The following is a 14,297-nucleotide window of genomic DNA, read 5'->3' as shown; positions in this document are numbered from 1 at the left end:
GGAGGGATTCAGAAATGTCATTATTTGATATAGCGGTCAAAAACATAAAAAGAAATTTTAGCAACTATATGTTGTATTTTGTATCAATGGTATTTAGCATAATGATGTATTTCATATTTTCTACCATGCAATATTCTGATTCTGTAGATAAAGCTTTAAAATCCTCAAGTAGTGTAAAAGTTGCTGTTGGATTAGCATCTGGGGTATTAGTTTTGTTTGTAGCTATATTTATATGGTACTCAAACTCTTTTTTTACAAGAAAGAGAAAAAGAGAAGTTGGATTATATTCAATGCTTGGTGTTAGAAAAAAAGATATATCCAAAATGTTATTTTATGAGACTTTAGTAATGGGATTGATAGCATTAGTAGTAGGAATAATACTAGGAATACTTTTAGCAAACCTATTTATAATGTTACTTTTAAAACTTATGGATTTTACTAGTGTTAGCATAGGATTTGTAATATCCTTAAAAGCTATAATAAAAACTTTTATAGTGTTTTTTATAATATTTTTTATAGTGTCTATGAATTCTAAAAAACTAATATATAAATTTAAATTAATAGATTTATTTAAAGCAGAATCAACCGGAGAAACTGAACCAAAGGCATCAGGTATAAAGGCACTATTAGCTATTATAATTATAGGTGCAGGGTATATTTTTTCAACTAAGATATTCACTTTGGAATTTCTTAGTATGTCAACACTTACCTTAATTTTTACTGTAGTAGGAACATACTTATTATTCTCTTCATTTGTAGTGTTTGTAGTTAAATTATCCAAAAGGAATAAAAACAAATACTATAATGGAATTAATATGATAGGTACCTCACAGCTTTTATATAGAATAAAAGGAAATGCTAGAACTTTAGCAACTATTGCTATTTTAAGTGCTACTACATTAACGACTGTAGGTATAGCATATAGTTTTTATTATAATATAGAAACAACTCAAAGAAAGATTATTCCATATTCTTATATTTTTAAAGATAAAAATGATAATAATAAAAAGTTTGAAGATTTAGTTAGGAAATATCCTGAAAATGAAATTTTAGTAAATCGTAAACTTACTATATTAAATTCTAAGATCAGTATGGAAGGCTATAAGAAAGAATTTTTTACTCCTATAATATCATTAACTGATTATAATATGTTGGTTAAGGATATTAAAAAAAGTGAAGGAAGTTTAGAATTAAAAAAAGGACAAGCTTTTGTGGCAGATTCAAATTATGTAAATGGATTCTCTTCAGATTATAAAAATAAAAAAGTAGGTATAAAAGGTAAAAATCTAAATATTATTGATTTCGAAAAAGAATCTCCTATTGGGATACAAATATCAATGAATGAGCTTGTAGTTTTAAATGATGAGGCTTTTAAAGATGTTTATAACGAAAATGAAGTAATGCAATTTAATCTTTATAATGTGAAAGATGATAAACATGCAGAAGGATTAACAAATGATTTTAATGAGCTCATAGCAAAAGATATTAATTCTGAATTAAAACATAATGATAAGAAAACTGAATTTAATGGAATGGTGGCATATGCTACAAACTATTACGAAGGTTATAAAGCTTCGATGATGTTTACAGGAATATTTATTTTTATAGGTGGATTCTTGGGATTAGTATTTTTATTAAGTACAGGAAGTATAATATTTTTCAAGCAGTTATCAGAGGCTACAAATGATAAGGGTGACTATAAAATATTAAGAAAAATAGGGGTTAGCGAAAAAGAAGTTAAATACGCTATAAATAAACAAATATTCATAGTATTTTTATTACCTTTAATTGTTGGAGCAATACATGCTTATATGGCCGTTAGATTATTAGAACCTTTATTTAATAAGAGTTTAATAATTCCTATGCTTGTAACTTTAGGTGCTTACACAGCTATATATATAATGTATTATTTTTTAACAAGAAAAGCCTACTATAAAATAATATCTGAAAAGTAGTTAAGATATAGGTCGCAATTTAGCTTATACATTTAATTAAATATTCTTAAAAAGATAACTTAAAAATAATTTTTTAATTAGATTGTAGAAAACATATTATAAATAATATAATTAATAATAAACAAAAATAAGGATATAAAAGTTATTAAATAATAGATCAAATTTAAATATATTGATCTATTATTTTTTTGTATATCATTATAAAAAGTTTAATGTTACAAAATTGTAAGGAATAAAGTTTATTTTGTTAGCTTCATAAATGGTTAAACAAATAAAAAAAATATAAAATAAGAACATAGGATAAACATGAGGGAGGAAAAATAAATGAACAATGTTTTAGTAGCAAAAAATTTAAAGAAAGTATATTCATCAAAGGGTGTAAATTATACAGCATTAAGAGATGTTGATTTAGCGATAAAAGAAGGTGAGTTTATAGGTGTAATGGGCCCATCTGGAGCAGGTAAAACTACATTACTTAACATAGTATCAACAATAGATACGTTGACTTCAGGAACTGTAACTATAGATGGTGATGATATAACAAAGATGAATGAAGAAAAATTATCAAGTTTTAGAAGAAATAAATTAGGTTTTGTATTTCAGGATTATAATCTATTAGATACATTAACAATGAAAGAGAATATAGTTCTTCCATTAGCACTTTCAAAGGTTAATCATAAGGAAATTGACAAAAGAGTAGAGACGATAGCGAAGAAGTTTGGTATATATGAAATTTTAAATAAATACCCATATGAAGTTTCAGGTGGACAAAAGCAAAGAGCTTCTATTGCCAGGGCAATAATAACAAAACCAGCATTACTTTTAGCAGATGAACCAACAGGAGCGTTAGATTCTAAATCATCAGCAGAAATTTTACAAACTCTAAGCGATTTAAATAAAGAAGACAATGCAACAATAATGATGGTAACTCATGATGCTTTTGCAGCAAGCTATTGTAAAAGAATAATATTTATAAAAGATGGTACAATATTTGCTGAACTTGTTAACAGCGGTTCAAGAAAAGAATTCTTCCAGAAGATTTTAGATGTGCTATCAACTTTAGGTAATTCTGTAGCAGATTTATAATAAAAGGAGGATTTTAAAATGTCATTATTTGATATAGCAATTAAAAATATAAAGAAAAATTTTGATAATTACTTATTGTACTTTATATCCATGGTATTTAGTATACTTATGTACTTCACATTTGCTACTCTTCAATATACTGATAAAGTAGAAAAGGCCATAAATGCAAAAGCAAAACTTAGTAATGCATTTTCTTTTTCATCAGTAGTTTTAATTCTTTTTGCTACTATATTCATATGGTATTCAAACTCATTTTTTACTAGAAAGAGGAAAAGAGAAATAGGTCTTTATGCCATGCTTGGAGTTAAAAAAAAGGATATATCCAAAATGCTATTTTATGAAACATTAATAATGGGAATAATAGCTTCAATAGTTGGTATAGTATTAGGTATATTTTTATCTAACATATTTATAATGATTTTATTAAGACTTATGGATTTTACGGGAATAAGTATAGGTTTTGTAATATCTATGAAAGCTATAGTAAACACATTCTTAGTATTTTTAGTAATATTTTTAATAGTATCACTACATTCTAGAACATTAATATATAGATTTAAATTAATAGATTTATTCAAAGCAGAATCAACAGGGGAGAAAGAACCTAAGGCATCTGTAATAAAGGCTATATTTTCATTAACAATATTAATTTTAGGTTACTTCTTTTCAACAAAAGTATTTTCGGATAATTTTGCTTTAATGGCAGGACTTACTTTATTATTTACAATAGTGGGAACATATTTATTGTTTTCTTCCTTCGTAGTATTCATTGTGAAAATGTCTAAGAAAAACAAGAAAAAATATTACAATGGAATTAATATGATAGGAACTTCACAGCTTTTATATAGGATAAAAGGGAATGCAAGAACATTAGCTACAATAGCTATTTTAAGTGCAACTACATTAACTACAGTTGGTATTGCATATAGTCTTTATTATAATGCAGAAAATACAGTTAGAAATTCTCAGCCGTATTCATATAGTTTTAAAAATGATAATAATTTAGATAAAACATTTGAAGAAATAGTAAAGAAGTATCCAGAAAATAAAGTATTAGCAAAGCATAATGTAGACATTTTAGCTAAAAAGATTACTATGGACGGTGGTCGTGAAGGATCTATAGAATCTCCAATAATTTCAGTAAGCGAATATAATAGCTTAGCTAAGGACATTGATTATAAATCTGATGTTAAATTAAATAAGGGAGAAGCATTTTTTAATTTTTCATATTATGCACAAGGTTTCTCGCCTGACTATAAGGGGAAAAATTTAAAAATAGAAAATAAAAACTTTAAAATAATAGATTTTGCTAAAGCATCACCTATGGGTAATTCACTTTCAATGGAGGACCTAATAGTATTAAATGATGAAGATTTTAAAGAATTATATTCTAAAGATGATATAATTAAATTTACTTTCTTTAAAGTAGCAAATGAAAAGAAATCAGAAAAATTAACTAATGAATATAACCTAAAAATAGATGAAAAAGTTAAAGAAAATATGAAAGCTAGCAAAGAGACTAAAGAATCAGACCTTGTAAAAGGATTTAGAATGTATTCTTCAAACTTCTATGAAGGATATAAAGGTAGTATGGTGGCATATGGAATGTTAATCTTTATAGGTGGATTTTTAGGATTAGTATTCTTATTAAGTACAGGAAGTATAATATTCTTCAAACAACTATCAGAGGCGACAAATGATAAAGGAAATTATGCAATACTTAGAAAGATAGGTGTTAGTGAAAAAGAGGTTAAGAAATCTATAAATAAGCAAATACTTATAGTATTCCTGTTACCATTAATACTTGGTGCAACACATGCTTATATGGCAGTTAGATTATTAGAGCCTTTATTTAGTAAAAGCTTAATAATTCCTATGCTTATAACATTAGGAGCATATTCAGTTATATATTTAGTATATTACATTTTAACAACAAAAGCATATTATAAGATAGTATCTGAAAAATAATATAAAATTTAAAATATAGAAATATCCTTTTTAAGTTATAATAAAAATAATTTGGAAAGGGTATTTTTTTTGTATAAAAGTAAAACAGTTTAGATTTTTCAGTTGTCTAATAAGTGTAAGAAAAAATTACTAGTGATTTTAAAAAATCTAGATTTTAAGTTAAGGAGAATTTTATGAGTATAGAGAAATATGTGAAAGCAGCTATTAAAGGTGATGACAAAGCATTTAGCTACTTGATGGAAATAAATAAAGAGAGTTTATATAGGACAGCTTTTGCCTATGTGAAAAATAAAGAGGATGCATTAGATATATTACAAGAAACAGTTTATAAAGCTTATATATCTATAGATAAACTTAAAGAACCTAAATATTTTAATACGTGGATAACTAGAATACTAATAAATAATGCTATAAATCTCATAAGAAAAAATGGAAAAGTAATTTTATTGGTAGATAATATGAAAGAAAATGATGAGTTTGTATCAGATTCAAATAGTGATACAAAATTAGATTTGCTTAATGCTATAGATGGTCTAGATGATAGATATAAAAACGTAATAATCCTAAAATACTTTAAGGATTTAACTATAAATGAAATTGCAGAAGTTTTGGATTGTCCAGTAGGTACTGTAAAAACTCATTTGAATAAGGGATTAAGTAAACTTAGAGTATTTTTAGGGGAGGAGATTATATAGTTATGAATAATATAGATGACTTTAAAAAAAGTATAGAGATTCCAAGTGAAATAAACCTTGCTATAGAAAAGGGAATTAAAAGAGGAAAGGAAGAAAAAATTAAAAGAAAGGGAAAGTTTAAATATAAAAAGATAGTGGCAGTATCTGGAATTGCAGTAGCTATGATTTCAGTTATTGGGTTTACTAACCCACAATTAGTTGAGGCTTTACCAGGTATAGGTTCTATATTTAAGCAAATTACACATGGAAATATGGGAGAGCCTATTGATAAGTTTGAAAAATACGCTACTAATATTAATCAAACAGTTGAAGATAATGGAATAAAAATAAATGTTGATCAAGTTACAATAGATGATAATTCTTTAGCAATAACAGCTTTAATAGAAGGAAAAGATTTAAAACAAGATGAAGGAATAATGAGTAGTATGAAGTTAAACAATCAAGAGGTTAATACTCATAGTGATAAACAAAAAAAACTTGAAGATGGAAGTTTAATGGTAGTAACTTATGCTAATATATCTGATTTAAAAATAGATAAAGACATAAATCTTGATTGGAATATAGCATATGTTGGAGATAAAAAAGGTAAATGGGATTTTAAATTTAAAGTAAACAAAAATAAGGAAACAAACTCTAAAGTTATAAATATAAATAAAAAAATAAAAATACCTAATAGTACTTTAGAGGTACAAAATATAGTAGTTAGTTCACTAGGTAATAGTATTAATATAAAAGGTACCTATGATGAAGTTAATAATAGTAAAAGAACAGGGATAGAAGATTATTTAGTATTAGATGAAAAAGGAAATATTTTAATAACTAGACAAAACTCTTCATGTTCTACTGATAAGGAGTATGATATTAAACTATCAATATTAAGTGATGTAAAAGATTTTAAAAGAATAACACTAATACCTTTATTTAATACGTGGGGAACCCGAGGAAAAGAAGTTAATAATATATCTTATGACATATTACAATGTACTATAAATAATAATGATTTTAAAAATACTCCCCAAGAGATTGTACAAAAATCCAGACCTGCTACAGATAAGGAAAAAAAGGATGGATACGCTTATAATGAAGTAACTCATATATACAAGATAGACAAAAATAAAGACTTTAAACCGTTAAACGAACTTATTAATCAAGAAATAGTTCTGGGAGATAAGAGTAAAGCTATAATAAAAGGAATAGATTCAACAGATAAATATACAAAATTAACATTTAAACTTGAAGGATATTATAAATATGACTTTGTTAATTCAGTTGTTTTATTAGATGAGGATTTTAATGATGTGGAGAGAGCTGAGGATGGAGAAGCAGCTATTTTAGAAGATACTAAGAATAATATAGTAAGTATAAAACTATCACCTATAGATAATAAGAAAAAGTATAAAATAGCATTACCAATGATAAAAGATCCTGTTGTTGATGATAAATATAAGCTTGATATAAATTTAAAATAAATTTGTTAAATTGAAAAGAGTTAGACAGATTCTAGCAGGATTTTGTTTAATTCTTTTTTTTGTTTATTAAATTAAGATATAATTTAATAAAAAGTGGGAACCAAAAATCATTTTCTTATGTCTTATAGATGAATATGGCAAAGGAGTGATGATATGGAGTATGTAAAAAATATGTACTACGAGGAAGAAAGTATGAAAAATGATGATTTAATAATAGATGAGATTACTTTAGCTATTAATGGAGATAAAACAGCGTTTATAAACCTTATTGAAAAATACAAATTAGATATGTATAAGATAGGAAGAGGTCTTTTAAGTTGTGATGAAGATGTAGGAGATGCCATGCAGGAAACTGTAGTGAAAGCTTTTAAGAATATAGGAAAGCTTAAAAATAGAAATAGTTTTAAAGGTTGGTTATTAAAAATAATGGTAAATGAATGTCACAACATATTAAAAAGTAAAGGGAAATATATAGTCACGGAAGAGGCTATTGTAAATGCAAGTTATACTGATGAATATAAAGTTGAAACTGAGCATGTAAGAAAGGCTATCAAGAGCTTAGATGAAGAGTTTAGGGACGTAGTGATACTTTATTATTATAATGATTTAAATATTAATGATATAAGTAATACCTTAGATATACCAGAAGGTACGGTTAAGTCGAGATTATCTAGGGCAAGAAAAAAATTATTCAATCTATTAAGGGAGGAGAGATAGTTATGGAAGATAAATTAATAGATAAGATTATAAAGGATAAAGTAAATAACGAAGATATAAAAATCCCTGAGTCTATAGATTTGAAACTTAAAAATGCATATGAAATTATTGAAAAAACAGATATAAAAGTAGAAAAAAAGAAATTATACTCAAAGAAAAAGATAGTAAAAAGAACCGCTTTAGCAGCAGGTTTGATTTTTGGATTTTTAGGATTTGCAACAATTAATCCTGCATTTGCGGAAAATATACCAGGTATAGGATCACTAGTTAAATACTTAAACAATGCATATAGTTTTAATAGTAATATGGGAAAATATGCTGATAATAAAAATATAGTTCAGAATAAAAACAATATGGAAGTAAGTTTAGAAAGTGTTATATATGATGAATCGAGTTTAAAGTTCATTTATACAGTAACAAGTAAGGAAAAGTTACAGTGGGGTGTTCAAATGAGAAATACTTCATTGAAAATAAACGGAAAAGAAATAATGAAAAGAGACAAAACCGATTGGAGAAAAGATAATGAGGATCGTATTGATGATGTTAAGATAGAGGATATAAAAGATGGAGGGCAAAAATATGCAGTAATAAATAATTATGATATTTCTGATTTAAAACTTGATAAAGATATAAATATAGATTGGACTATAAATGAAATACATCTTCATGATGGTAAATATAATAAGGGACCTTGGAACTTTAAGTTTAAAACATCAAAAGAAAAGTTAATGGGTGATACTAAGGTTATAAATGTAAATCATGAATATGATGTGGAAGGATATAAATATACGTTGGATAAAATTATAATAACACCAATAGAAATGAAGGTATTAGCTACTAAGGATACAAGAGTTTTTGCAGATTTAGAAGAGGCAAAAAAGAAAATAGAAAGTAAATTTAAAGATGAAAAAGTAGATCCACATCAAATGTCTATAGAAAGAATTAATAGTATTATAGAAAAAATTGATAACACAAAGGAAAATCAAGAATTAATAGAAAAATACTATAAACTTAGAAAAGTAGAAGATAAAATGACTGGATTTCAAATGGGGTATTTCCTAAATGAAAAAGGAGAAATGGCAATACCATTAAGTGGTTCAGGAAGCAATGGTAAAAATATAGATTTATATAAAGGATTTAAAGAAACACCTAAAAAGATCACATTTATTCCAAGAAACAATGTTAGAGCATATGGAGATAATGATATTAAACAAAAAGAACAGATCTTTAAAGATAAGTATATAGAAGTGCCTATTAGTGATTTTAAAGCTGGAGCAGAGTTTAGACAGGGCGAAAATATGAGTATGTTGATTAAATCTGTAGAAAATAAAGATAATACATTAACATTAAGAGTGGATTATAAGGGTGAGTTTAAGAATTATAGAAGAGGATATGAGATTTTATTAGTACCTCCAAATAGGAGTTTAGAAGAAAAAATAGATAAAAACTTTTATGAGCAAAATGATGATGTCATAAGAGATAAAAGGTCTCTTAGTAATGAAGAAATTGGAAAGTATGAAGATGTTAAATATACTTTTAAATTAGAAAAAGGTAAAGAGTATAAAGTTTGGTTAGAACAAGAGGAGAAGGATAGCTTAGATAGAAAAAATCAAATTATAATTGATGTAAAATAAATTTAGAAAGCAGGTGATGGCTCAAATTCACCTGCTTTTCAAATTAAAATATAGTTTCAGTTTCCCCTAAATTTATAGCAATATTTTTCATAGAGTTTAACATAGTTATAATTTGGATAGATTTTCCCTTAGCTTTTTTGCTATTCTCTTGTGCTTGTGAGGCTTGGTTATTTTTAATATTATCCTCTACTAAAGCACCTATATTATGTAAATCTAGATGAATACTATCTATTTTATCCCAAATTTCTTTTATTTGAGGGTGAGTAGGTTTTACGATATTATAAAAATGACCAAATCCGCAACGATGTCCATTTATTTGAATTGGTTTAAGTTTCATTTCATTTGACATAGATAGTAAATTATCAACCCAGTTTGTATGGGCAACTATTGCTTTATCTAGATTTGTAAGAAAGTCTTCTTTTGAAACTTTTAAATATTCTTCCTTAGTTATTTCACCACTTAATTTAGCCAAATCGGATATTTCTAACTCTATTTCACCTATATCATTACCTATATTTTTAGCTAGAATAGATTTATCCCTAATCTTTTTAGACGCTTCAACGGTGTTTTCAGCATTTTTATTAATAAGATCCATTACTGCAGAAATTTCTTCGCTTGAGGCTGCAATTTCCTCAGATTTTGTTGCAATTTCTTGAACACCATTTATAACATATGTAATATCATTTTTTGATTTTGAAAATGAAGTCTTTAAGTTAGAACTTTTTTCATTAATGGAGTCAATATTTTTTAAGGTAAAGGAAACACTATCCAGACTCTTAAGTGAAGCTGTCTCTATAGTTTCCATAAATTTTTTCATCGTGTTTAATTGCTCAGTAGTAGTCTCAGAAAGTTTTCTAACTTCTTCTGCGACTATTGCAAAACCTTTACCATGTTCGCCAGCCCTTGCTGCTTCTATACTAGCATTTAAGGCTAATAAGTTTGTATTAGAAGCGACACTTTCTATACCACTTACTATAGTTCTCATTTCATTTATTATCTTATTTAAATTAGTAGTATCTTCTTCTATAGATTTTGCATTATTAGAAAGATCAGAATTTATAGAACTAATTTCATTTAAAATGCCATCATTTTTATCTATGTCATCAAATATTGAATTGGCCATTTGTGATACATTTGATATTTCATTTGCTGATTTATACATTACTGTAGATATTTCAGACATACTGTTATTAGTTTCTTCTATAGAATCAAAAAGGTTTTCAGAGTTTTTTTCTAACTCTGTAGATAAGTTTTCTAATTCTTTAGAAAAATGTAATAGTTGTACATTGAATGTGCTTACTTTAATAGCTACACCTAAAATTCCTTTTGTTAGTTTGGTTATTTTAGGTGAAATACTTCTGAAAATTTTCATAACATTAGCTGATAATTTTATTGATTTATTAGAGCTAAATTTGTTAATCTTTTTAAGACCTTCTAAATTATTAGAATTAAAATTGCTTTCAATTTCTTCAATGGTTTTAGCTATTTTTTGATTTTTGAACATAATACTTTATCCCCTTAAAAATATATATTTTAAATAAGTAGAAAATGGTTACAATGAAATTAAGAAAATTATATTATAAATATTTTAGTTGTACAAACAGTTTTTATTTTACAACAAATGAGTTTGATTTTCAAATGAAAAATTAAAAATAAGTTGTTTAGAGAATATTGACATAACGATTTCTTGATATTATACTAAAATCAACTACTATGTATAACATAATAACTAGCTAATAATAAGCTAGTTTAATTTTTAAAACAACTACTATGTTAAACAAAGTATGGAGGTAAGTATGAATGATAAATCACAATTACTAAAGGGTGTTTTGGAAGGATGCATATTAAAAATAATAAAGCATAAAGGCGAGGCGTATGGATACGAGATAGTTACTGAACTTAGAGAGTATGGGTTTGGCCAATGTACAGAAGGTACTATATATCCTCTTCTTACAAGAATAGAAAAGAAGGGGTTATTAAAATCAATAAAGAAGGAATCACCTTTTGGACCTATGAGAAAGTATTATTTATTAACAGAGCTTGGGGAAAAAGATCTAGAGGAATTCTATGATGTGTGGATAGAATTTAAGGGGTTTGTGGAAAAAATTTTTATTGATTATGAAAGGGGCGTTTAATATGAAAACTAAGGAGTTAATAAAATTAAACTATAAAAATAGTCAAAAAATAAACAAAGAGTATAGTGAGTTAGTAACAGACATAATAGCTTATGTAAAATGTGAGCTTACTCAGGATGATGGAGAAGAAGCTGTTAATGATATTTTAGATATCCTACTAGGGGCACAAGAAAGAGGAGAAGATTTAAATATAGTAGTCGGAGATTATAAGATTTTTTGTGATGAAGTTATAAAATCTTATAAAGATGATAATAAATTATATTTTTTAAAAAATGTAAAAGAATTTATTCAAATAGGATTAGGTATGGCTTTTTTCTTTATAGCATTAGATGTTATTTTAAAATTAAAAGATGTAAAAATAATAACATTAGATAACTTAGAACAAACAAATTATTCATTTACATTGGTACCAATTTTAAATACGATAATAAGTGTTATTTTTGCATATATTATAATAAAAGTGATTATAAGACTAGATGAAAAAAAACAATCAAGAAATATCTTAAAAAGTAAAAGTTTTTATTTAATGTGGATTATAAATATAGCTTTGATAGGAATTATGGTAGTTATAGGTTTAAAATTTAGAAATATTATATTGATAGCAATACCGAATTATTTAGTAGTTTTAACAGTAGCAATATTTGTTTTGGTAACTTACATTATTGTATTTGCTATGTTTTCTAGGAAAAATAAGAATATATAATTTTAATGAGGAGATATTTTAATGAGGGCTTTAATAGTAGAAGATGATGATTTGTTAAGAGAGAGTATAGCAGATTCGATTAAAAGATTATTTGAATGTGACTTTGCTAGTGATGGAGAAGAAGGCTTGTATTTGGCTTTACAAAATATATATGATGTTATTATTTTAGATATAATGATGCCTAATATGGATGGATATGAAGTTTTAAAATCTATAAGAGAAAAGGGAATAGTTACACCAGTTTTATTTTTAACAGCAAAAGATTCAATTGATGATAAGATAAAAGGGTTTAAGATTGGAGCAGATGATTATATAATAAAGCCATTTTTTTCAGAAGAGCTATTGCTTAGAATAGAAGCTATATTAAGGAGAAATGGAACTATATTAAAGGAAAACAAGATAAGGTTTCTAGAGCTTGAATTAGATATAACAAAAAGAAGTATGACTATAGATGGTAGTAATATAGTTTTAAAGGGTAAACAATTTGACCTCATGGAATATTTAATAAATAACAAGGATGTCATATTAACAAAGGAACAGATTTTTGATAGGATATGGGGATTTGATTCAGATACTACTGTTAATGTAGTAGAGGTTTATGCTAGTAATTTGCGAAAAGTACTTAAGACTAAAGGTTATGATAAATATATTAAAACTATAAGGGGAGTAGGGTATATTTTATCAGAGGATGTGCAAGATGAGGGGTAATAAGAAAAAAGTTATTATATTAGCTACAAACATAATAATTTATATAGTCTTATTTTCTATTTTTAGTTTGATAATTTATAAGTTTGTATCTAGTAATCAGTACGAAAGTGTAGATAAGGAACTTTTGAATTATAAAGATACAATGATTAAACATAAAAAAGGTGGAAAAGGTGGAGGCGGAAAACAAAATCCTAGAATAATAGTTGTTGCAAAAGACAGTTTAGGAAATATTAAGTCTTATGATTTTGCAAATGAGTTTATAATGGAAAATAGTTCAGAATTAAAAACAACTGATTTTGATAAAATACAGGATTTGAAAATAGAAGATTATTATTTTAGGTCTTTAAGTTTTAAAAGGTCTGATAATAATAAAGATGATATTATTCAATTATTAATAAACACAAATTCAGAAAATAAGTTATTAGAAAAGCTTTTTACAATACTTATTTTTGGAGGAACTTTTATAATAATATTATCTATAGGTGCTAGTTTTTATTTAACTGAAAAGAGCATGAAGCCTATATTAGAATCATGGGAAAAACAAAGACAGTTTGTTGAAAATGCTTCACATGAATTAAGGACACCATTAACTATAATTCAAACAAAATTAGAAGCATTACTTAAAGAACCTAATTCAAAAATAATAGATAAGGTAGAATATATAAGTATGCCATTATCAGAAACTAGAAGATTATCAAAACTAGTTTCAAGTTTATTAACTTTAGCAAGGGCTGATTCTAATTCAACAGAAATTGAGATTGAGAACCTTAATATTAAAGCTTTAATATATGAAATAGTAGAAACATATAAAGAAATAGGTGAACTTGAAGAAAAGAGTGTAAGGTTAGAATTTAACGGGGATGAGTTTATAAACTGTGATAAGGATAGAATTAAACAATTACTTATAATTCTTTTAGACAATGCTATGAAATATACAGATAGTAATGGTGTTATAGAGGTTATAGTAAACAATTCAAAAACAGAATTTATTCTTTGTATAGAAGACGATGGAATAGGGGTAAAAAGTGAAAATAGACAAAGGATATTTGAACGGTTTTTTAGAGAGGATAAAGCAAGGTCCAGAGAAACTGGAGGTTCAGGCTTAGGACTTTCAATAGCATATTGGATTGTAAAAAAACATGGAGGGAATATAATGTGTATAGAAAATAGACCTAAGGGTTCTATATTTAAAGTTATATTACCTAAGAAATAATTAATTGATTTAAT

Annotated in this window: 12 protein-coding genes; 11 read left to right on the top strand and 1 reads right to left on the bottom strand. The window is 25.9% G+C overall.

The window, feature by feature from the left end; translation table 11 throughout:
- Positions 1 to 14 precede the first annotated feature (14 nt).
- The 7 genes from BUB01_RS19805 to BUB01_RS19775 all read left to right on the top strand — a co-directional run bounded on the left by BUB01_RS19805 (position 15) and on the right by BUB01_RS19775 (position 9,524).
- Positions 15 to 1,955: an ABC transporter permease gene (locus tag BUB01_RS19805; RefSeq protein ID WP_072992492.1), complete on the top strand. Its 1,941-nt coding sequence runs from the start codon at positions 15 to 17 to the stop codon at positions 1,953 to 1,955.
- 324 nt (positions 1,956 to 2,279) lie between these two features.
- Positions 2,280 to 3,041 (top strand): ABC transporter ATP-binding protein, encoded by a 762-nt coding sequence (locus BUB01_RS19800; protein WP_072992488.1) that lies wholly within the window; start codon positions 2,280 to 2,282, stop codon positions 3,039 to 3,041.
- Positions 3,042 to 3,059: 18 nt separating this feature from the next.
- Positions 3,060 to 5,009: an ABC transporter permease gene (locus BUB01_RS19795; protein ID WP_072992484.1), complete on the top strand. Its 1,950-nt coding sequence runs from the start codon at positions 3,060 to 3,062 to the stop codon at positions 5,007 to 5,009.
- 173 nt (positions 5,010 to 5,182) lie between these two features.
- A complete protein-coding gene (locus tag BUB01_RS19790) occupies positions 5,183 to 5,704 on the top strand; it encodes a sigma-70 family RNA polymerase sigma factor (protein ID WP_072992482.1) in 522 nt (173 codons plus the stop codon).
- Between the two features lie 2 nt (positions 5,705 to 5,706).
- A complete protein-coding gene (locus BUB01_RS19785; RefSeq protein ID WP_072992480.1) occupies positions 5,707 to 7,173 on the top strand; it encodes a DUF4179 domain-containing protein in 1,467 nt (488 codons plus the stop codon).
- Between the two features lie 153 nt (positions 7,174 to 7,326).
- The gene (locus tag BUB01_RS19780) at positions 7,327 to 7,890 is read left to right on the top strand and encodes an RNA polymerase sigma factor (RefSeq protein ID WP_072992478.1); all 564 of its coding nucleotides are present in this window, start codon (positions 7,327 to 7,329) and stop codon (positions 7,888 to 7,890) included.
- A 2-nt stretch (positions 7,891 to 7,892) separates the two neighbouring features.
- Positions 7,893 to 9,524 (top strand): DUF4179 domain-containing protein, encoded by a 1,632-nt coding sequence (locus BUB01_RS19775; protein ID WP_072992476.1) that lies wholly within the window; start codon positions 7,893 to 7,895, stop codon positions 9,522 to 9,524.
- Between the two features lie 43 nt (positions 9,525 to 9,567).
- Here BUB01_RS19775 and BUB01_RS19770 read toward each other — a convergent pair whose 3' ends face one another.
- Positions 9,568 to 11,028: a methyl-accepting chemotaxis protein gene (locus BUB01_RS19770; RefSeq protein WP_072992468.1), complete on the bottom strand. Its 1,461-nt coding sequence runs from the start codon at positions 11,026 to 11,028 to the stop codon at positions 9,568 to 9,570.
- A 292-nt stretch (positions 11,029 to 11,320) separates the two neighbouring features.
- Between BUB01_RS19770 and BUB01_RS19765 the strand changes: the two genes are divergently transcribed.
- Genes BUB01_RS19765 through BUB01_RS19750 form a run of 4 tightly spaced genes read left to right on the top strand, consistent with a single transcriptional unit; the run spans position 11,321 to position 14,283 of the window.
- Positions 11,321 to 11,659: a PadR family transcriptional regulator gene (locus BUB01_RS19765; protein ID WP_072992466.1), complete on the top strand. Its 339-nt coding sequence runs from the start codon at positions 11,321 to 11,323 to the stop codon at positions 11,657 to 11,659.
- 1 nt (position 11,660) lies between these two features.
- Positions 11,661 to 12,362 carry a hypothetical protein gene (locus tag BUB01_RS19760; RefSeq protein WP_072992465.1) on the top strand — a complete coding sequence of 234 codons (702 nt, stop codon included), beginning with the start codon at positions 11,661 to 11,663 and terminating at the stop codon, positions 12,360 to 12,362.
- 21 nt (positions 12,363 to 12,383) lie between these two features.
- Entirely contained in the window at positions 12,384 to 13,070 is a 687-nt protein-coding gene (locus BUB01_RS19755) for a response regulator transcription factor (RefSeq protein WP_072992463.1), read from the top strand.
- Complete coding sequence (locus BUB01_RS19750; protein WP_159433282.1) at positions 13,060 to 14,283, top strand: sensor histidine kinase; 1,224 nt, start codon at positions 13,060 to 13,062, stop codon at positions 14,281 to 14,283. The genes BUB01_RS19755 and BUB01_RS19750 overlap by 11 nt, the downstream gene beginning before the upstream one ends.
- Positions 14,284 to 14,297 lie beyond the last annotated feature (14 nt).

Source organism: Clostridium cavendishii DSM 21758 (genome assembly GCF_900141845.1).
Lineage (GTDB): Bacteria > Bacillota > Clostridia > Clostridiales > Clostridiaceae > Clostridium_AG > Clostridium_AG cavendishii.
Note: the sequence above shows the minus strand (reverse complement) of the source record. Positions and strands in the feature narration are given on the sequence as shown.